The sequence below is a fragment of the Seonamhaeicola sp. ABD4_175 genome (genome assembly GCF_056160885.1).
On the sequence record NZ_JBSWYC010000004.1, the window covers coordinates 1 to 20,404 of the forward strand.

The 20,404-nt window shown below is 35.7% G+C and carries 20 protein-coding genes; 10 read left to right on the forward strand and 10 right to left on the reverse strand.

The window, feature by feature from the left end; genetic code table 11:
- Window positions 1-820 precede the first annotated feature (820 nt).
- The 3 genes from ACXAG4_RS12635 to ACXAG4_RS12645 are packed head-to-tail and all read left to right on the forward strand — an operon-like array spanning window position 821 to window position 4,222.
- Window positions 821-1,417, forward strand: a complete 597-nt coding sequence (locus ACXAG4_RS12635; protein ID WP_475296445.1) for a sugar transferase — start codon at window positions 821-823, stop codon at window positions 1,415-1,417.
- Window positions 1,414-3,189 (forward strand): NeuD/PglB/VioB family sugar acetyltransferase, encoded by a 1,776-nt coding sequence (locus ACXAG4_RS12640; RefSeq protein ID WP_475296446.1) that lies wholly within the window; start codon window positions 1,414-1,416, stop codon window positions 3,187-3,189. Before ACXAG4_RS12635 ends, ACXAG4_RS12640 begins: the two co-directional genes overlap by 4 nt.
- Complete coding sequence (locus ACXAG4_RS12645) at window positions 3,170-4,222, forward strand: GNAT family N-acetyltransferase (RefSeq protein ID WP_475296447.1); 1,053 nt, start codon at window positions 3,170-3,172, stop codon at window positions 4,220-4,222. The genes ACXAG4_RS12640 and ACXAG4_RS12645 overlap by 20 nt, the downstream gene beginning before the upstream one ends.
- On the opposite strand, the gene ACXAG4_RS12650 is transcribed toward ACXAG4_RS12645, so the two are convergent.
- Genes ACXAG4_RS12650 through ACXAG4_RS12660 form a run of 3 tightly spaced genes read right to left on the reverse strand, consistent with a single transcriptional unit; the run spans window position 4,219 to window position 8,359 of the window.
- Window positions 4,219-5,199 (reverse strand): hypothetical protein, encoded by a 981-nt coding sequence (locus tag ACXAG4_RS12650; RefSeq protein ID WP_475296448.1) that lies wholly within the window; start codon window positions 5,197-5,199, stop codon window positions 4,219-4,221. The two genes, ACXAG4_RS12645 and ACXAG4_RS12650, sit on opposite strands and share 4 nt — an antisense overlap.
- Window positions 5,196-6,896, reverse strand: coding sequence for a carbamoyltransferase family protein (locus tag ACXAG4_RS12655; protein WP_475296449.1), 1,701 nt, complete (start codon window positions 6,894-6,896; stop codon window positions 5,196-5,198). The genes ACXAG4_RS12650 and ACXAG4_RS12655 overlap by 4 nt, the downstream gene beginning before the upstream one ends.
- An 11-nt stretch (window positions 6,897-6,907) precedes the next feature.
- Window positions 6,908-8,359 (reverse strand): MBOAT family O-acyltransferase, encoded by a 1,452-nt coding sequence (locus ACXAG4_RS12660; protein ID WP_475296450.1) that lies wholly within the window; start codon window positions 8,357-8,359, stop codon window positions 6,908-6,910.
- Between the two features lie 227 nt (window positions 8,360-8,586).
- Between ACXAG4_RS12660 and ACXAG4_RS12665 the strand changes: the two genes are divergently transcribed.
- Together ACXAG4_RS12665 and ACXAG4_RS12670 are read left to right on the forward strand one after the other, a co-directional pair.
- The gene (locus ACXAG4_RS12665; protein ID WP_475296451.1) at window positions 8,587-9,192 is read left to right on the forward strand and encodes an exosortase/archaeosortase family protein; all 606 of its coding nucleotides are present in this window, start codon (window positions 8,587-8,589) and stop codon (window positions 9,190-9,192) included.
- Window positions 9,167-9,583 (forward strand): hypothetical protein, encoded by a 417-nt coding sequence (locus ACXAG4_RS12670; protein WP_475296452.1) that lies wholly within the window; start codon window positions 9,167-9,169, stop codon window positions 9,581-9,583. The genes ACXAG4_RS12665 and ACXAG4_RS12670 overlap by 26 nt, the downstream gene beginning before the upstream one ends.
- Window positions 9,584-9,657: 74 nt before the next feature.
- On the opposite strand, the gene ACXAG4_RS12675 is transcribed toward ACXAG4_RS12670, so the two are convergent.
- The gene (locus tag ACXAG4_RS12675; RefSeq protein ID WP_475296453.1) at window positions 9,658-10,143 is read right to left on the reverse strand and encodes an Lrp/AsnC family transcriptional regulator; all 486 of its coding nucleotides are present in this window, start codon (window positions 10,141-10,143) and stop codon (window positions 9,658-9,660) included.
- A 70-nt stretch (window positions 10,144-10,213) separates the two neighbouring features.
- A complete protein-coding gene (locus ACXAG4_RS12680; RefSeq protein ID WP_475296454.1) occupies window positions 10,214-11,362 on the reverse strand; it encodes a M14 family zinc carboxypeptidase in 1,149 nt (382 codons plus the stop codon).
- Between the two features lie 280 nt (window positions 11,363-11,642).
- Between ACXAG4_RS12680 and ACXAG4_RS12685 the strand changes: the two genes are divergently transcribed.
- Together ACXAG4_RS12685 and ACXAG4_RS12690 are read left to right on the forward strand one after the other, a co-directional pair.
- Window positions 11,643-12,056 carry a helix-turn-helix transcriptional regulator gene (locus ACXAG4_RS12685; protein ID WP_475296455.1) on the forward strand — a complete coding sequence of 138 codons (414 nt, stop codon included), beginning with the start codon at window positions 11,643-11,645 and terminating at the stop codon, window positions 12,054-12,056.
- 79 nt (window positions 12,057-12,135) lie between these two features.
- Complete coding sequence (locus tag ACXAG4_RS12690) at window positions 12,136-12,456, forward strand: DNA topoisomerase IV (RefSeq protein WP_475296456.1); 321 nt, start codon at window positions 12,136-12,138, stop codon at window positions 12,454-12,456.
- Here the strand turns inward: ACXAG4_RS12690 and ACXAG4_RS12695 are convergent.
- Together ACXAG4_RS12695 and ACXAG4_RS12700 are read right to left on the reverse strand one after the other, a co-directional pair.
- Window positions 12,453-12,953 carry a hydrolase gene (locus ACXAG4_RS12695; protein WP_475296457.1) on the reverse strand — a complete coding sequence of 167 codons (501 nt, stop codon included), beginning with the start codon at window positions 12,951-12,953 and terminating at the stop codon, window positions 12,453-12,455. The genes ACXAG4_RS12690 and ACXAG4_RS12695 overlap by 4 nt on opposite strands.
- 9 nt (window positions 12,954-12,962) lie before the next feature.
- Window positions 12,963-13,724: an MBL fold metallo-hydrolase gene (locus ACXAG4_RS12700; RefSeq protein ID WP_475296458.1), complete on the reverse strand. Its 762-nt coding sequence runs from the start codon at window positions 13,722-13,724 to the stop codon at window positions 12,963-12,965.
- A gap of 91 nt (window positions 13,725-13,815) precedes the next feature.
- Here ACXAG4_RS12700 and ACXAG4_RS12705 point away from each other — a divergent pair, with 91 nt between their 5' ends.
- Window positions 13,816-15,300, forward strand: a complete 1,485-nt coding sequence (locus tag ACXAG4_RS12705; RefSeq protein ID WP_475296459.1) for a TonB-dependent receptor — start codon at window positions 13,816-13,818, stop codon at window positions 15,298-15,300.
- Between the two features lie 68 nt (window positions 15,301-15,368).
- Here ACXAG4_RS12705 and bcp read toward each other — a convergent pair whose 3' ends face one another.
- On the reverse strand, window positions 15,369-15,821 hold the full coding sequence (gene bcp, locus ACXAG4_RS12710; RefSeq protein WP_475296460.1) for a thioredoxin-dependent thiol peroxidase: 453 nt from the start codon (window positions 15,819-15,821) through the stop codon (window positions 15,369-15,371).
- 36 nt (window positions 15,822-15,857) lie between these two features.
- Here bcp and ACXAG4_RS12715 point away from each other — a divergent pair, with 36 nt between their 5' ends.
- Window positions 15,858-16,520, forward strand: coding sequence for an endonuclease III domain-containing protein (locus ACXAG4_RS12715; protein WP_475296461.1), 663 nt, complete (start codon window positions 15,858-15,860; stop codon window positions 16,518-16,520).
- Window positions 16,521-16,546: 26 nt separating this feature from the next.
- Here the strand turns inward: ACXAG4_RS12715 and ACXAG4_RS12720 are convergent, their stop codons facing one another.
- Both ACXAG4_RS12720 and ACXAG4_RS12725 read right to left on the reverse strand, forming a co-directional pair.
- Entirely contained in the window at window positions 16,547-16,696 is a 150-nt protein-coding gene (locus ACXAG4_RS12720) for a hypothetical protein (RefSeq protein WP_475296462.1), read from the reverse strand.
- 56 nt (window positions 16,697-16,752) lie between these two features.
- The gene (locus ACXAG4_RS12725) at window positions 16,753-17,337 is read right to left on the reverse strand and encodes an RNA polymerase sigma factor (RefSeq protein ID WP_475296463.1); all 585 of its coding nucleotides are present in this window, start codon (window positions 17,335-17,337) and stop codon (window positions 16,753-16,755) included.
- Window positions 17,338-17,576: 239 nt separating this feature from the next.
- Here ACXAG4_RS12725 and uvrA point away from each other — a divergent pair, with 239 nt between their 5' ends.
- Entirely contained in the window at window positions 17,577-20,357 is a 2,781-nt protein-coding gene (gene uvrA / locus ACXAG4_RS12730; protein WP_475296464.1) for an excinuclease ABC subunit UvrA, read from the forward strand.
- Window positions 20,358-20,404: the final 47 nt, after the last annotated feature.

Below are 20,404 nucleotides of genomic sequence, written 5' to 3' on the forward strand. Positions count from 1 at the left end.
TGAAATGTTTAAAAGTATAACGCTAATTAACACTCTAAAAGCTAAAAGCCAACACCAAGCTCTAACGATCTAAAATTCTAATAATCTAAAATTCTAACCATTTAATAGTCTAATCATCTAATCATCCAACTTTAAACTTTAAAAACTTTAAAACTTTCAACACATTTATGTTCAGCCTTCGGTCTTCGGTCTACATCTACGCAGAAACGTTTAAAAGTATAACGCTAATTAACGCTCTAAAAGCTAAAAGCCAACAGCTAACAGCTAAAAGCCAACACCAAGCTCTAACGATCTAAAATTCTAATAATCTAACCGTCTAATAATCTAATCATCCAACTTTCAACTTTAAAAACTTTAAAACTTTCAACACATTTATGTTCAGCCTTCGGTCTTTGGCCTAATAGTTCATTGAAATGTTTAAAAGTATAACGCTAATTAACACTCTAAAAGCTAAAAGCCAACACCAAGCTCTAACGATCTAAAATTCTAATAATCTAAAAATCTAACCGTCTAATAATCTAATCATCCAACTTTAAACTTTAAAAACTTTAAAAACTTTCAACACATTTATGTTCAGCCTTCGGTCTTCGGCCTAATAGTACATTGAAACGTTTAAAAGTATAACGATGATTAACGCTCTAACAGCTAAAAGCTAAAAGCCAACAGCCAACAGCTAACAGCTAACAGCTAACAGCTAAAAGCTAACTACCAACAACCAAACACGGAATATCGAGAATTAAAGACATTTAAGCTAAATTTAAACGCGCTTTCGCTTTTAGTACTATTTTTGTAGTAAAATAACCCCAAGCAAAACACCACTATGTATTCGTATATCAAATCCATCATTGATTTTTTCATTGCTTTTACAGCCTTAGTACTCCTAGCGCCTATTTTTATTACGGTCGCTATAATTTTAGCCATAAAAAATAATGGCAGTATATTCTTTTTTCAAGAACGCCCTGGTAAAGATGAACGCATTTTTAAAATTATAAAGTTTAAAACCATGCGTGATTTAAAACCTAATGAAGATTCTAATGGCCTTAATAGGGTAACGAAAACAGGGAATTTTTTACGCCAATATTCATTAGACGAAATTCCGCAACTCATTAATGTACTAAAAGGTGATATGAGTGTTGTAGGCCCTAGACCTTTAATGGTATCTTACTTAACACGTTATAACGATTTTCAAAAACAACGCCATGATGTAAAACCTGGTATTACAGGGTGGGCACAGGTAAAAGGTAGAAATGCCATTTCATGGGAGAAAAAATTTGAATATGATGTGTATTACGTAAAGCATCAATCGTTTGCCTTAGATGTAAAAATTATGCTATTAACGTTTTTAAGATTGGTAAAACCACAGGGTGTGAACAGTAACGCCAATGTGAACATGCCAGAATTTACAGGAAGCAAATGAAAAAAAACATCCTTGTTATAGGCGCTTCAGGCCATGCCAAAGTTATTATTGATATTATAGAGCGCACACATTTGTACCATATAGTAGGTTTGGTGGATAGTTTTAAAAGCCGTGATGAAACCTTATTTAACTATAAAATATTAGGTACTGAACATGATATTCCATCACTTATAGACAGCCATAATTTATACGGCGGCATTATTGCCATAGGCGATAATTACACCCGTATGAAATTGGCCAAAACCATAAACAACCAACATACCAATTTTCAATTTATTAATGCCATACACCCCCAAGCCATTATAGGTAAAAACGTCCATATAGATGAAGGCTCTTGTGTCATGGCAGGCGCTATTATTAATGCCGATGCAACAATAGGCACGCATTGTATTATAAACACCAAAAGTTCTGTAGGGCATGATTGTATTATAAAATGCTATAACAGTATTGCTCCGGGCGCCACATTAGGCGGTAATGTACGTTTAGGCAAATGCTCATCAATATCCATCAATGCCACGGTGATTGAAAACGTGCACATTGGCAAACACACTGTTATTGGGGCGGCCTCACTGGTTAATAAAAACATTGATAGTTATAAAGTAGCCTACGGCATACCCGCCAAAGTAATTAAAGACCGTAAAAAAGACGATAAATACTTGGGGCTTGCCCGTGCTAAAAGCCCTTATACCTTAGAGTGCCATACCATTACAAATGAAACCGATATTGCAACCTATAACAACACCTTGGAAGCGATTGATGGTACTGACGTGTTTTATAGTTTAGCATATTGTAATACGGTACCCGATAAACACCTGAATTATTTTGTGTTTAAAGTAAATGACACGCCCATTATTTTAATGCCTATACACAAAAACACCATACCACTTAAAACACCAGACGACGCTACCAAATATTATGATGTAACCGCACCTTATGGCTATAGCGGCCCAATATACCACACCTCCAACAAAGACAAGCTTCCCGAGTTTTGGGAACAGGTAGATGCTTGGTACAAAGCCCATAATGTGGTTACCGAATTTATGCGCTTTAACCTGAATGGCAATTATAAATGCTACTCTGGCCAAATATTGCCCTCACTAAGTAATGTAAGAGGTAATTTATCTATAGGCTTTGAAGCTATTTGGGATAATTTTAAACAGAAAGTACGTAATAACTACCGCAAAGCACAACAAAGTGGTTTAAAGGCCATGTTTTACCATAAAAACATAACCTATGCCCACATAACGAGCTTTTACGATATATACATTAGTACCATGGTACGTAACAAGGCCACAGATAACTATTTTTATCCTAAAAGTTATTTTGAACATTTAATACAACAAAACAAAGACCATATTGTATTGGTGGTGGTGTATTACGAAAACACGCCTATTTCGGTAGAACTTTGTATCATTAACAATAAGGCGCTCTACTCCTATTTGGGTGGCACCTTAGCCGACTATTTTGCACACCGCCCTAACGACTTTTTAAAAATTGAAGCCATGAAATGGGCTATAGAACATGACATTTATTACTACATACTAGGTGGTGGCCGAAAAGATGGTGATGGTTTGTACAACTACAAGAAAGCGTTTTTCCCCAAAGATGAGGATGCTACGTTTTACACTGGCAGAAAAGTGGTAAACCCCAAAATATATAAGCATTTATTAGAAGCTGCAGGGGTCAATACTGCTGAAATTGCAAACCTGATAGTAGATACCAATACCTATTTTCCTTATTACAACCAACAACATGTTACCCCAGCAGAATAAACTACTTATTATAACCCAAAAAACGGATTGGGATGCAGTACTTAAAAGCATAGACATGTATGATGTGTACCATACCTATGCCTACCACCAGAGTACTAAACACAATAGCCATAAAGCGGTTTTAATTATTTATAAAGCACATACCACTATAATAGCACTCCCCTTATTAATAAGACCTATTGCCAACACCCTTTATTTTGATGCGACCTCGGTGTACGGTTATGCCGGCCCTTTAACAAAGGGCCCTTTAACAACGCATGTGCTTGAGAACTTTAACCAATTATTACAAACGTTTTTTGAAAAAGAAAACATTGTTTCGGTGTTTTCGCGTTTACACCCATTTATAACACAAACCCCTGTGATAACATCCATGGGGAGCATTACCCATATTGGTGATGTAGTAAATATTGATATAACGCTTCCTGTTGATACACAACGCAGTCTGTTTTCTAAAACAACCAAACGCTATTTAAACAAATGTTATAAACAATTTTATGTAAAAACAGGCAAAACAGCCGATGACATCGCTACCTTTAAAGCGCTGTATTATGAAAACATGGACCGCGTGCAAGCTAACAAAGCCTATTATTTTTCTGAGACCTATTTTAACAACCTGCTCAACAACCCAGCTTTAGATAACACCTTACTCATGGCTGTTGATTATGAAACAGAAACAGTGGCGGCCGCAGCCATCATGCTAAAAACCAAGCATATTGTGCAATACCATCTATCTGGAACAAAGGCCGATTATTTACACCTATCGCCTATGAGATTACTAATAGACGCTATGCGTCTAAAAGCCACAGAAGCCCAATGCACCTATTTTAATTTAGGCGGGGGCTTAGGCGGACATAGTGATGATGCGCTGTTTAATTTTAAAGCCTCTTTCTCTAAAGATTTTAAACCCTTTAAGGTGTGGAAATACATTGTAAATGAGGATGTTTACAAGGCATTGGTTAGACAACATCATATAAATGCCACCGATGATGATGATACTTACTTTCCGTTATACCGTAAGCATGAAGCCTATTAAGGCCTTACAATACCATGCTTTTTTACATACTGCGCTATGGCCTGCGCTACTAAGGTTCTACCATGATCATTCCAATGCATATCATACACCAAATTGGTTTTGGTTTTAGACTGTGCTAATAACTGCGAATAATCTATATATTTAAAGTCATGCGTTTGCAAGTAGTTTAGAAACATGGCAGGTGTTTTAGACGCATCTAACAATAAAATATATTTCGCTTTATTAAAATGATACGTAGTAGTGAGCGCTATAAAATTATCCAGCCGCTTTTGGTATATGGCTGTACTATCTACAGTACTAGCGGCGGTTTTATGATCTGCTTGGGTGCTTTGAGATGCGCGCCCTTTTAACGTATTTATAAGTTTACCTGGTATGGCTTTTATAGGATTTAAAGCACCAATATTTTTAGCATAATTAAGCAGCTTAAACTGACGTAAACGTCGGTAAAATGGGGTTTCAAAGCGCATGCGATCGGTTAAAACCGTATAACGATTACGCTCTAAATCATCTTTAAAAGTAAGGTTTAAAATCACACAATCTATCAACTCAAAATCTGCTTTATAAGCATCTACCAAATGCACCTCGTCAGCAAAATCATAGCCCGCATAACCATATTCGTAAACAGGAATACCATCAAAATGGGCTTCTATTTTTTTACCTATGGAATTATTATAGTGCTGATGAAAGCCTTCAATAAACGAATCGCCTACCAAAGCGATCTCAAATTGATCTGCTGTTGGTGTAAACTCGCGATACGAATTAAACCCTGAGCCATTGATATGAAACTGTGAAAAATTTTGACGCCGATTTCCGGTTACAGAATACCCTGTTTGCTGCGGTTGCCATTTTTCTACCTCTTGCGCATCTACCATACGCACTGGGTAATCTTTTGTTAAATGAAAAACACGTACTAATAGCTCTAAACTCAACAGTATAAGCAAACTATAAACACCTAAACGTACTATTAACTTTTTCATACATGCTTTTGTTTTGTAATAATAAAATCACCCATAACAAGACTATCTAAACCCGTTGAAAAAAAGCATCTAACAGCGTCTTGCGGCGACTCTACAACAGGTTCTCCTTGTATATTAAAACTGGTGTTTAACACCACCGGCACCCCTGTTTTATCTCCCAGATTTTTAATAAGCTGATAGTATTTAGGATGCAATTCTTTTTTAACGGTTTGTAACCTTGCACTACCATCTACATGTGTTACTGCCGGTATCACATCTTGCTTTTCTTTGAGTACATTACAAACTTTTAGCATGAAAGGAGCTTCAACGGTTAAATCAAAAAAGTCATTTTTAGCCTCTACAATAGCCGATGGAGCAAAAGGTCTGTAGGCTTCTCTAAATTTTACCTCAGCATTTATTTTATCTTTCATATCAGGAAATGCTGGGTTTGCCAATATACTTCTACTCCCTAAGGCTCGTGGGCCTATTTCCATAGTGCCTTGAAACCAACCTATAATTTGGCCTTGCTCCAATAACGTAGCAGCTACTTTACACACATCATCATGCTTGGTATAATGAAGTTTAGCACCTTTAAGCACATGCTCAATATCATCATTACTATACGTAGTACCCACATACGGATTATCATGAACAAAGGTTCTAGGTTGTTTTAAAATGCCATTATACAAATAATAGGCTGCCCCAATGGCTGTGCCGTTATCACCGGCAGCAGGCATAACATACACGTCTTTAAATTTACTATCGCGCACAATGCGGCCGTTCATAACACTATTAAGTGAAACACCGCCTGAAATAACCAGGTAATCAGCCTTCGTTTTTTCATACAAAATATCACAAATTTCAAGAACTTTGTCTTCTAAAACACGCTGAAAAGCAGCAGCTACATCCATATGATGTTTTTGAAACGGTTCACCATGCTTTCGTGGTGTTCCAAAAATTTCAAAAAACTTAGCCGAACAGCGTTTCCAACTAAAATGTTGGTAATTGAAGTAACTTAAATCGAACGTTAATTGGCCATTTTTGCTAACCGTTATAATTTTTTCAACTTCTGCTTTAAATACATTTGGGTCTCCCATAGGCGCTAACCCCATGGTTTTTCCCTCATCATAACTTGTTCTAAAACCACAAAACTGCGTAACTGCCTCATAAAAAGACCCTAACGAATGTGGAAAAAAACTTTCACTTATACATGAAATACGCGTGTCTTTTCCATGACCTAACCAGGTAGTAGCCCACTCACCAGAACCATCAACCCCTAAAAGTGCTGCCTCTTTGTATGGTGATACATAAAAAGACCCTGGGGCATGACTGAAGTGATGCGGTATAAAATGCACTTGAGGCCCTTGTTTTTTAGTCTCCCAATGGTATTTAAACCAATTCCAAAAACTTTTTTGCTTATTGTAAGCATGCACAAACTCATGATTAACAAAGGTTTTTATGCCACTAATATTTTTTAAGCAATGAAGTAATTTTTTTCCAAGATTATGTGTGGGCTTTATAGATACTGCTATATGATCTATATCGTTATAGGTTAAATTGGCTATTTTTAAACACCTATCTATAGCTTTATGAGGAAATACGCGCGTGTGCTTATCTCTATTAAGACGTTCTTCTTCAATAGCCGCTATAAGTTGTCCGTTAACCACTATACAAGCGGTTGAATCGTGAAAATAATAGTTTAAACCAAGTATAACCATGATATTTTTAATTAAAATTGAAAATAAATAAAGGATTTATCAATACCATCATCATAAAACAATAGCATTAAGAATATAAGTAGGGTATATATAGCAAACCTTACGGCTTTATGTTTAAAATGAAACGGGTTGCGTGGATGATGCCTTATCATAAATTCATACACCATAAACCCCACAACCAGTATATAATAGTCAACCATACGATAGCCCATAGGGTGCATATAGGCCGTAAATTGTGTGCGTGTAAAAATACCGTTAATGTATGCTATAGCATGCGTGATGGTATCGGCTCTAAAAAAAATCCATGAAAAGGTAACCAACACAAAAACCCCCAACATACTTAAAAGTTCTGAAACAGTAGGCAACATACGGCTTTGTGCAACCACCGTATCTTTGTATTTTTTATTATTACCAAACACAAATAATGGTATAAAAGCCAGCGCATGAAAGGCACCCCAAGCTATAAACGTCCAATTAGCCCCGTGCCAAAAACCACTGACTAAGAATACAATAGCCACATTTCTGAGCGCTTTAAAACGCCCTTGTTTTGAACCGCCTAAAGGAATGTAAATGTAGTAACGAAACCACTCGGATAATGATATGTGCCAACGTTGCCAAAACTCGGCTATATTTCTAGACAGGTACGGGAATTTAAAATTAGTCATCAACTCTACCCCAAATAATTTAGCAGTACCAATAGCAATATCAGAATACCCTGAAAAATCGCCATAAATTTGAAAACTAAACAATACAACACCTAAAACTAATGTGGATGCGGGATACGACGAGGCATTGGCAAAAATATCGTCAACAATAGGTGCCAAAGCATCGGCTATGACTAATTTTTTAAAAAGCCCCCATAAAATAAGCTTCACACCTGCTACGGCTTGCGGGTAATTAAAGGTACGCTTGTTAGTAATTTGAGATAACAAATTGGAAGCACGCTCTATAGGGCCCGCTACCAATTGCGGAAAAAAGCTTACAAAAGCTGCAAAAGCTATAAAATTTTTAGTGGGTTTTAATTGTTTGTAATAAATATCAAAGGAATAGCTCATGGTTTGAAACGTATAAAACGAGATGCCTACTGGTAAAATGATTCGTAAGGTCCAAGTGCTCTTAATCTCATACCCTATAAGGCTTGCCATATCTACCCATGAGTCTACAAAAAAATTGAAATATTTAAAAAACCCTAACAAACCAATATTAAATAGCACACTTACCCACAACCACTGCTTGCGTTTGCGTTGTTGGGTTTGGGCATGTATTTGTTGCCCTACATAAAAATCGACCACCGTACTTAAAAAAATAAGCGCTAAAAAACGGTAATCCCACCAGCCATAAAACAGGTAGCTAATAGCAAGTAAAAATATGTTTTGTGCCTTTAAGTGGCGGTTAAATAGCTTCCAATAAAGCAGGTAGCTGATTACTAAGAATATAAAGAATTCTACCGAATTAAATAACATGGTGAGAGGGTTGGTTTATGGCTTCCAAATATCACAGAATAAAACAGATACATCAAAACTTTTCTGCAAAATACACACAAAACCCTACAAAATGCATAGGCATAAAAACACCCCGGACATCGGAAAAAAAATACATTCATTACAATAAATAGTAATTTCATCGAAAAAAGTAATAGCATTGCAACAAGTGCTGTATTTTAGCTTGAAATTTTAAGTATTACACTATAATGAATCCCAAATCATTTTTTAAAAGCATTCCTACAGAGGTAAAACGCTTTCTTGGTAAAGCCCTCCTTTTTTTTATTATATGGAAGGTAGTCTATAATATATTTTTATACGACTCTAAATACCTAGACCACCCGCTAACAACACATGTAGGCAACGCCTCTGCGTGGTTGATAAACCAATTGGGCGACATGGAAGGGTTTACAGCCAAACGCGAAGTAGTAAAGCATTATTTTGAAGGCGGCGTAAATTTAAATGAATCATCAGCCATTTACCACCAAGACCGTATTGTGTTATACATAGCCAATGTGTGTAATGGCTTGGAATTAATAGTATTATACATTGGTTTTATAGTGTGTATGCCGGCCTCTTTTTTAAGAAAGTTAAAATACATTATAATAGGCGTTATTGTTTTAGACCTCACCAATATTTTACGCTGCACCGGCCTTATTTACTTGCGTGAGTACTATGAAATTTACTTTGACTTTGCACACCATTATCTATTTAATACGGTGGTTTACACCGCTACCTTTATTATGTGGTATGTATTTAGCAGAAAAATAACCTTAAAATCTCAACACCTTGAAACACCTGTACAAGCAGGATAAGTCCCGATTTATTATTGGCCTTATTCTCATTATTATCATATACTCCAGTTATTACATTTTTTTTGCTGAAAACCCTGATGCAGGCGCCATACCCCGAAAACTAAGGCATGTTATTAAACTAGGTACCACCATTATTGTATACCTAGTAGGCTCTATACATTTAGGCAAATTAAAAGACCAATGGATGAGTGCCTTGTGGCATATTATCCATATAAGTGGCTTGGGTGCTATTTTTATTATTGGAGGGTACGATTGGCTTATTAGCGAATCTACATTGCGTTTAAAATTGTTAGCCCAAAGCATACAAGAAATGCTTATTTCGCCCATGCTCTATGTCGCTATGGGTTTACTAAACCGAAGTTTGAACAAGGTGAAAACTAAAGAGCAATAAATAAAAAAAACGTCCAAAACCTAAAAGTTCTGGACGTTGTATTGCGAGTTTTAATGATTTTAGCTTTCTAAATCTTAGCTTTCTAAATCATTAAAAATAGAATGCATTAAACGTTTTTTATCGTTAATACTTTCTTCCAACGATATCATTGTTTCTGTTCTGTACACCCCTTCTATTTCGTCTAGTAGAAATATCACCTCTTTAGCATGTTCTGTGCTGCGTGCTCGAATTTTACAGAAAATATTAAACTTTCCTGTAGTAATATGCGCCACGGTTACATAAGGAATTTCATTAATACGCTCTAACACAAACTTGGTTTGTGAGGTATTGTTTAAATACACCCCTACGTAGGCTATAAATGAATACCCTAGCTTTTTGTAATCTAACATTAACGACGAGCCTTTTATAATGCCTGCTTCTTCCATTTTTTTAACACGTACGTGCACGGTACCGGCAGATATTAAAAGTTTTTTTGCAATGTCTGTAAACGGAATTCTTGTGTTATCAATTAACATGTCAAGAATTTGATGATCAATTTCGTCTAATTTAATTTTCCCCATAATAAAGTATTCTTAGATAAAAATCAAAATTAGCATATTTTTATTAATAATTACGCATATAAAGTACGTTTTATTTTGCTTTTAATACGATTTTTTCATTTTTCAATATTACGATAACGTTTTCGTTACCTTCAGCTAACATTTTATGCGTTTCATCTAGCAGCGTGTTGCCTTGTGCATCAATTTCTTTATGGCCATAATATGTATGTAGCTCATCAATTTTTGCAACCACAGGCACAAACACCACATCATTACCCTGTAAGGTTTCTTTATATTGAATGGCCACATCTACCAAATGAGCAGCGTAACCCGATACATTTCTAATAATAACATCAAAAAATAGCTTCTCATTTTCAGGAATGTTATAATACGGCTTATAATGCGCCCCTGTAACCGTATGAGCCGCTATGTATTGTAAAGAGGTTAGGTAACAGTTAAAAATAAGTTGGCGGGTATATTCCCTATCATAATCCCCATCAAAATGCCCTGCTTCAAACAATATAGTTGGCACATGTTCACTTTGAAATGTATCTCCCACACAATTTAAATTGAAGGCATCATCATACACGCCTACTTGCGCTGGAATAACTGTTTGTAACATGGTATTCATTTGTGCAATAACCTCCATAGCTATTTTACGGGTAGCTGTAACGCTACAAGCAGCATCTTCAGCAGGAGATAAAAACGATACCGTAGCCGATTTACGAGCCTTACCAGCACTAAAAATAGTACGTTGCCCATGCAAATTATAACAAAAATGCGGCTTAAAGCTGTTAAAAACCTGGCGCAATACCAAACTTTCGGGTTGTGTTAGGTTTTGAGCATCGCGGTTTAAATCTACCTGGTTGGCATTTACGCGTGTGTATGCCTCAGCGCCATCAGGATTTAAAATAGGTATGATGTATAAAGTAACAGAAGCTAACAGGCTATTACTAGCAGGCGATGCATTACATAAGGTATTTAATAAGTCGAATAAGGCTTTGGTAGTTGTAGACTCGTTACCGTGCATTTGAGACCACATTAAAATACGTTTAGCACCCGTACCAATAGTAAGACCATAAATAGGATTTTTAAGTACCGATTGCCCAATAACATTTACAGTGCATAGGTTAGGTAAAGCCTCTAATAAAGGACTAATAACATCATTGGTAATATACCGGCCATTTAAGGCGGTTGCTTTGTGAGATGTATAAAGTGCTTGTAAGGTATCTGTTGTCATGATTTTTATTTGAATACAAATGTAAACAATTACATTTTTACATTTGTAAACACTGTAATTCATAGATTATGATTACAGATGTATACAGTTTACAGAACGATTATTTACAATATGCACCGCAAAACACTATAAACAATAAAAAATATTGTTTTTCAGATACTTAAGAAGGTTTACATAAACAAAAAAATTAATAAAAATTAACATTTAACATACGTTTACAGATGTTAATTAAATTATTTTTTACATTTGTAACAGATATACCTAAACCCTATTGTTTACAATGATAAACAACAAAGATTTTGCCAACAGATTGAAAAAAGTAATTGATTATTACGGAGAATCAGCCTCTTCATTTGCTGAAAAAATTAGCGTGCAACGCTCTAGTATTTCGCACATCTTATCAGGTAGAAACAAACCCAGTTTAGATTTTGTTTTAAAAATTTTAACCACCTACCCAGAGGTTGATTTGTATTGGTTGTTAAATGGCAAAGGCAGTTTTCCTTCTCAGCAAAGCACATTCAATTTTAATGAAGCCAACACACCACAAGCAGCACCTATTAAAACCCAACCAAACACTCAACAACCCGCTGCCCCATTACAAGACCTTGTAAAGCAAACAACAGCTGATACTAAAACCATTGAGCGTATTGTTATTTTTTATACGGACGGAAGTTTTAAAAACTTTAAGAATTAGCATAAATTTGCATGTAAAATTTTAAACCATGCGTTTTATATATCTTCTTGTGTGTGTATTATTATTGAACTGTTATCAGGTGGAACGCCAATGTGCCGACTATAAAACAGGATCATTTTACAGCGAAATTACCATTGATGGTACCGTATACAAATCTACATTTACAAGAACAGACACCTTGCAAATTGAAAGATATAACAACCATGTAGATTCTACCAAACTACGATGGGTTAATGATTGTGAAGTTATTTTTAAAACCATCAACCCGAAAAATATGGCTGAAAAAAAAGATGTGCACTTAAAAATTTTAACCACCACCGATAGCTCGTACACTTTTGAATATTCTTATGTGGGCGAGACCAAAAAACAAAAAGGGGTGGCGTTTAAAAAAGCAGACTAATCAAAAGGGTATAAAAACGATTCAACCAAGGTAAATGCCACGGTATCATCTTTATTAATTTGGTAAGTTAAAAACACTTCGCCCCAAAATTCGCCATCTGAAAAATCGGCAATAATCCATTTATGATTCAGCATTTTTACGGTGTTAATCATCATTTTTCGGCCGGTACTAGATGCATAAGGCACAATAGGATGTTGGCCTTTAACCTCATTAAGCTTATACAATTCATCTTTTACAAATGGCATAAGGCTATCAATGTTATAACCATCGGCTTCAAAATAACTAATAGCATCTTCATTATGCGCTAAATTAAAATGCGCCGCGTTTAAATAGGCATTTTCTAAACCAGCTACAGAATCTTTATAAGTAACCAAAGCAGCTTCGCGTTTAGCTAAAGTGTTGTTTAAATCTTCAAAAACCCGTTTGGCATTCATATACTGAAATAATATGAGTAATACAGAAAACACAAACAGATACATAAAAATACGTTGTTTCATAATAGGGGTTTAAATTGTAATTTGTAATTCATCATAGGCCAAAAACACATTATGAGGCAAGGTTTTTTCAACAGCATCATGAAATCCTAACATATGACTAATATGGGTTAAATAGGCTTTTTCTGGCTTTACTTGTTTTATAAACGCTAAAGCTTCAACCAAATTAAAATGCGAATGGTGTGGTTGTTCGCGCAAAGCGTTAACCACTAATACCTTTACATTTTTAAGTTTATCAATTTCTTTTGGAGCAACCGTTTTCATATCGGTTAAATAAGCAAAATTACCAAACCTAAATCCGAATACTTGTAAACTACCATGCTTGCCATTAATAGGCACAATGGTGTGGTTATGAATAGTAAACGGTGTATTTTTAATTTTGTTAATGCTTAACGTAGGTGCTCCGGGATATTTGTTTTTGGTAACAAACACATAATCAAAGCGTTTTTTTAAAGCTTTCACAACGCGCTTGTGCGCATAAATAGGAATATCGCCCTGTTTAAAATAAAACGGCCTAATATCATCTAAGCCCGCAACATGGTCTGAGTGTTCATGCGTAAACAACAAGGCATCCATTTTTTGGCAACCACTACGCAGCATTTGGTATCTAAAATCAGGGCCACAATCTACCACATAATTGTAACCTTCCCAGTTTATTAATACCGAAACACGCAAGCGCTTATCTTTAGGGTTGGTACTTAAACACACCGGATGCGTGCTTCCTATAATGGGAATACCTTGTGATGTGCCTGTACCTAAAAACGTGACTTTCAATGCTTGTATATTTTGTACAAAAATAGCGTTATTTTTTTGTTTGCTTTACTTATTTAATAACTTTGCATAGAACGTATGTAACCTATAATATATGGATATTCACATTAAAGGCGATAGAGAATTTGACGATATTCCTTCAATAAAATCTAAAGCGCTTCGCGTAAACTTAAATCAAAATATTTACGGAACATTTGCCGAAATTGGCGCAGGCCAAGAAACCTGTAGGCATTTTTTTAGAGCTGGTGGCGCTTCGGGCACCATAGCCAAAGCCATGTCGGCTTATGATAAAGCCTTTAGTGACGCCATTTATGGCGCTGAAGCCGATGGACGCTACGTAACAGAATCTAGACTACGCAAAATGCTTAGTCATGAAATGGATTTAATGGAAAAGCGTATTACCCGAGACGTTAATCCGGATAAAATTTTCTTTACATACGCCAATACTGTAGCCACTATAGATTTTGCAAAACAATTTAAAGGCCATGGTTGGGTAGGTATTAGATACCAAGTAGATGCCGAACAAAAAGAATACAACGAAATTACCTTACATATTCGGTTTAAAGAAACCGATGCGCGCTTACAACAAGAAACGCTAGGTATTTTAGGTACCAACTTAATTTATGGCGCGTTTTACCACTACCACCAACCTAAAAAATTACTACGCTATTTATACGACCATTTAGATAAAGACCAAATTGAAATTGATACCATTAATTTTTCTGGGCCTATATTTAAAACGGTAGACAACCGTTTAATGAGTTTACAGCTGGTGAAAAACGGCATGACCGATGCCGTGGTTTTTGGACCTGATGGCACAAACGTATTACCAGCAAGAATTTTTTATAAGAAAAACATTTTAGCGCTTCGCGGAAGTTTTAGACCCGTAACCAAGGTGAACATGGCTATGTATGAGAAATCATTTGAAATGTTTACCAAAGAGCGCAAGGTTGATGCCAATAATACCGTTACTGTTTTTGAAATAACCCTTTCAAACTTAAGAGCTGAAGGCGAAATTGATGAGCAAGATTTTATTGATAGAGCCGATTTGTTGTGTGCCTTAGGCCACTCTGTAATGATATCCAATTTCCAAGAATATTTTAAAGTTGTTGAATATTTTTCTAACTATACCAAAGCACGTATGGGGCTTGCCATGGGCGTAAGCAACTTGGTTGATATTTTTGATGAAAAATATTACCGCCATATTAGCGGTGGTATTTTAGAAGCCTTTGGTAAATTATTCTTTAAAGATTTAAAGGTATACCTATACCCTATGTTTGACCCTGAAACTGGCGAACTTATTACCAGCGATAACCTGAAGGTGTACCCACGTATGAAAGAATTATACAAATTCTTTAAATACAACGGTAAAGTGGTAGATATTGAAGATTATGATGAAAGCATTATGAATATATTCTCTAGACAAGCTTTAAAAATGATTGATAAAGGTGAACCCGGTTGGGAAGACATGCTTCCCGAAGGTACTGCAGATTTAATTAAAGATTATCGTTTGTTTGGTTACACCCGCAAACCACTAAAACCATTGGTTATAAAACGCAGAAATGCCCGAAAAAAATAAAAAAAAAGCCCTTTTAAAAAGGGCTTTTTTTATGCTTCTTATCTGTTAAAAAACACAAGTAACAATCTTTATTTTAAAATCTGGTTGGTATGGTCTTTAGTTTTTACTTTGGTAATAATATCTTCTATAACGCCCTCAGCATCAATTACAAAAGTTGTTCTGTGAATACCGTCATATTCACGCCCCATAAACTTTTTAGATCCCCAAACACCAAACGCGTTAATTACCGTTTTATCTTCATCGGCCAATAACGGATACGGAAAATTGTATTTGTTTTTAAAGTTTGATTGACGCTTAGCACTATCGGCACTCACCCCTAAAATATCGTAACCTTGTGCCTTAAAACGTTCATGGTTATCACTTAAATTACACGCTTCGGCTGTACAACCAGGTGTGCTGGCTTTGGGGTAAAAAAACAACACAAGCTTTTTACCAGCATAATCACTTAACTTAACCGTATTACCATCTTGATCTTGGGCTTCAAAATGGGGCGCCTTATCGCCTATTTTTAATGTAGTCATATTTAATATCTTTGTTTTTTGTAAAAATACAACTCTATGACAAAACAAGAAAGTGTAAACTTTGTTATCAATACATTATATAAGCTATATCCTGAAATTCCTATTCCGCTAGACCATAAAGATCCGTACACGCTGTTAATAGCCGTACTTATGTCTGCTCAAAGTACCGATGTACGCGTTAACCAAATTACACCATTGCTTTTTGAGCGTGCCGATAACCCTTATGATATGGTAAAACTAACGGTAGATGAGATAAGAGACATTATAAAACCCGTAGGCCTATCGCCTATGAAAAGTAAAGGTATTTATGGCTTATCAAAAATTTTAATTGAAGAACATAACGGCGAAGTACCACAAAGTTTTGAAGCGCTAGAAGCACTACCAGCAGTAGGACACAAAACCGCCAGTGTAGTCATGTCTCAAGCCTTTGGTGTGCCCGCTTTTCCTGTAGATACGCATATTCACCGGTTAATGTATCGTTGGAATTTAAGCAACGGAAAAAATGTAGCACAAACTGAAAAGGATGCTAAACGCTTATTCCCAAGGGAATTATGGAACGATTTACATCTTCAAATTATTTGGTACGGACGTGAATATTCGCCTGCACGTGGTTGGAATTTAGAAAAAGATGTGATTACCAAAACCATTGGTAGAAAATCGGTAATTAACGACTACCTCAAAAAGAAAAAGACTGTTTAGTGGTTACCTAAACAGTCTTTAAATACTTAATTTTGAAGCATTTCAAACGTCAATGTATTACAATTTATAACACGTAATGCTTTTGAATAATTTAAAATAAACTGCACCGTTTCATCTTTAGGTTGCTGTTTATTAGTGTTTTCAGAAAAATGTTTTTCAGAGTAAAGTTTTGCCATTATATCAATTTAAAGATTTATACCATTGATAACGCAGCAAAAATGACAATATTGTACTAATTGGTTAAAACAATATTATGCTTTTCTATAATTTTGCGTAAATTAATAAGTGCATAGCGCATTCTACCCAAAGCTGTATTAATGCTCACACCTGTTTTATCTGATATTTCTTTAAAACTCATATCTTTATAAATACGCATAAGCAGCACTTCTTTTTGGTCTTCAGGCAGTTCGTCAACCAAACGGCGTACATCACGTTCTACCTGGCTTTTAATAATAGCGGTTTCTGCATTTAGTGCAGCATCACTCAACACCGAAAAAATGCTAAATTCACCCGTGTTATCAAATTTAGGCATGCGGTTGTGCTTTCTAAAATAATCAATTACCAAATTGTGCGCAATACGCATAACCCATGGTAAAAACTTACCCTCTTCGTTGTAAGACCCATGTTTTAAGGTTTTTATAACTTTTATAAAAGTATCTTGAAAAAGATCTTCAGCCAAATCTTTATCATATACTTTAGAAAATATAAAACTGTATATTTTTTGTTTGTGCCTGTAGATTAAGGTTTCTAAAGCACACTCATCGCCTTTAATGTAGTTGCTTACCAGTGTAGCATCTGGAGTTAATTGATGTTGCATAATCATTACTTTTTATACAAGAAGCAGAGCTTCTTTGTTTGGGGTTATTCTTTTTTAAAAAGTAATATTATACTATAGGCTACTCGTTTTAAGCGGATTATTATAATCCAAATATAACAACAATCGTTCCTAAAAAACAAAATTTATAGATTTTTTTTATGTAACCTATGGGTTTCACCTATACTTTTTAAGTTCAAATTCTTGTAGTATCTTTGTTAGGTTATTTCTTTAAAAAGCCCATGAATACTGATATTTTAGACGTAAACCCCAAAGAAAACATTATTATTAAAGGTGCAAAATTGCACAACTTAAAAAATATTGATGTTGTAATACCTCGCAATAAATTAGTGGTAATCACCGGCTTATCGGGTTCTGGTAAATCTAGTTTAGCCTTTGACACCTTATATGCCGAAGGCCAAAGACGCTATGTTGAAAGCTTATCTAGCTACGCACGCCAGTTTTTAGGGCGCTTAAATAAACCCAAAGTAGATTATATTAAAGGTATTGCACCAGCCATTGCTATAGAGCAAAAGGTAAATTCTACCAACCCACGTTCTACCGTTGGCACTACTACCGAAATTTATGACTACCTCAAACTATTATTTGCGCGCATTGGTAAAACCTACTCACCCATTTCTGGTAATGAAGTAAAAAAAGAAACGGTTACCGATGTTTTAAACTATATAAAAACCTTTAACAATGGCGACAAACTTTTGCTTTTAGCGCCTATTTTTTTAGAAGAAGGCCGCAGTATAGATAATAAATTGCAAGCCTTAAACCAGCAAGGGTATGCCCGTATACAAGTTAACAACAAAGTGCAACGTATTGAAGAGGCTGAGGTGACCGATGCCGACCAGGTTTTGCTTGTGGTAGATCGTGTTATTGTAAAACATGAAGACGATTTTTACAACCGTTTGGCCGATGCCATTCAAACTGCTTTTTACGAAGGCAAAGGCACTTGTTTTATTGAAACGCTAAAAGACAACCAACAACGTGCTTTTAGTAATAAGTTTGAGCTAGACGGCATGACATTTTTAGAACCCAATGTGCATCTATTCAGTTTTAACAACCCGTATGGCGCTTGCCCTAAATGCGAAGGTTACGGCGATATTATAGGCATTGATGAAGATTTAGTAATACCCAACACAGGCTTATCGGTGTATGAAAATGCCATTTTCCCTTGGCGTGGTGATAGTATGAGTTGGTACAAAGACCAATTGGTAAATAATTCACATAAATTCAATTTCCCCATACATAAACCGTATTTTGAATTAACCGCTGCCCAAAAACAACTTATTTGGGATGGTAACCAACATTTTGAAGGCTTAAACAGCTTTTTTGCAGAGTTAGAAGCCAAAGCCTATAAAATTCAAAACAGGGTTATGTTATCGCGTTATCGCGGAAAAACCACATGTAAAGCCTGTAACGGGAAACGGTTACGACCAGAAGCAAACTACATAAAAGTTGGCAATGCCACCATTACCGATTTGGTTGAAATGCCTTTAAACACTTTGGCTGCTTTTTTTAAAAATTTAACACTTAATGAATACGATACACAAATAGCAGCCAGACTTTTAACCGAAATTAATAACAGACTCTCGTTTTTAACCAACGTAGGGCTTTCATATTTAACACTTAACAGGCGCTCAAACACCTTATCTGGTGGCGAAAGTCAACGCATTAACCTTGCCACTTCTTTAGGAAGTAGTTTAGTAGGTTCTATGTATATTTTAGACGAACCCAGTATTGGCCTGCACCCCAAAGACACCGAACAGCTTATTTTGGTATTAAAAGCCTTACGCGATTTAGGTAATACGGTTATTGTAGTAGAACACGACGAAGATATTATGAAAGCGGCCGATACCGTTATTGATATTGGCCCTGAAGCAGGTACACACGGTGGCCATGTTGTAGCACAAGGCACTTATAAAGATATGCTGGCTTCAAACTCTTTAACTGCACAATATTTAAATGCATCTTTAGAAATTGAAGTACCTAACACACGACGAACCACAAAATACCACGTAGATATTGTAGGCGCCAGAGAAAATAATTTAAAGAATATTGATGTCTGTTTTCCGTTAGGCATGTTAACCGTTGTTACAGGCGTTTCTGGTAGTGGCAAAAGTACATTGGTCAAGAAAATATTATTTCCGGCTTTACAAAAAAAACTCACCGATTTTGGTGACAAACCCGGGCAATTTTCAGCATTGAAAGGCAACTTCAGCAATATTAAAGCCATTGAATTTGTTGACCAAAACCCTATTGGGCGGTCATCACGTTCTAATCCGGTTACCTATATAAAAGCTTATGACGATATTAGAAGCCTGTTTTCAAAACAAAAATTAAGCACCATACGAAATTACCAACCCAAACATTTTAGTTTTAACGTAGATGGCGGACGCTGTGAAACTTGTAAAGGTGAAGGTGAAGTAACTATTGAAATGCAATTTATGGCCGATGTGCATTTAGAATGTGATACCTGTAAAGGCAAACGCTTTAAAAAAGAAGTGCTTGAAGTTACATTTGCCGAAAAAAACATTGATGATATTTTAAATTTAACCATTGATGATGCGGTTGCCTTTTTTGAAGCCAATAACCAACCTAAAATAAAAAATAAACTACAACCCTTACAAGATGTTGGTTTAGGTTATGTTACCTTAGGGCAAAGTTCTTCTACCCTTTCTGGTGGTGAAGCGCAACGCATTAAATTGGCTACATTTTTAGGTAAAGGCAACACCAAAGACAAAGCCCTGTTTATTTTTGATGAACCTACTACAGGCTTGCATTTTCATGATATTAAAAAATTATTAAAATCGTTTAACGCACTTATAGCAAAAGGACATTCTATTGTTGTAGTAGAACATAATTTAGATTTAATTAAATGTGCAGACCATGTTATTGATTTAGGTCCTGAAGGCGGAGAAAATGGCGGAAACATTGTAGCTTTTGGCACACCGGAAGCCTTAGTTAATAATAAAGACTCTGTAACAGGTACGTATTTAAAAGATAAGTTATAAATGAAAAAGAACGCTTAAAAAAGCGTTCTTTTTCCCAACAAACTAAT